Origin of the sequence: Cobetia sp. SIMBA_158 (assembly GCF_046566945.1) — a bacterium.
Classification (GTDB): domain Bacteria; phylum Pseudomonadota; class Gammaproteobacteria; order Pseudomonadales; family Halomonadaceae; genus Cobetia; species Cobetia amphilecti.
On sequence record NZ_JAWJYL010000901.1, the window covers coordinates 1 to 245 of the forward strand.

Annotated in this window: 1 protein-coding gene; it reads left to right on the top strand. The window is 39.2% G+C overall.

Going from position 1 to position 245, the window contains the following annotated elements:
• Window positions 1–72: 72 nt before the first annotated feature.
• The coding region (locus tag R2R70_RS22435) for a VOC family protein (protein ID WP_410979263.1) at window positions 73–245 on the top strand (173 nt) is incomplete at its 3' end.

Below are 245 nucleotides of genomic sequence, written 5' to 3' on the forward strand. Positions count from 1 at the left end.
CTAAATATCACTCCTTTAGTTTTGGAACGAAAAAGGTATAAATGATTGTCTATTGGAAATGGAGGCTTGGAAATGAAGGTTAATCGAATTGATCATGTGAGTATCAATGTTGATAATCTAGCAGAGGCGAAAGCGTTTTTTGTTGATTTGGGGCTTAAGGTGAAGGCGGAATGGGAATTAGCTGGGGAACAACTGGATAAAATCGTGGGGCTAAAAGGGGTTAAAACATCTTGTGTAGCAATGGG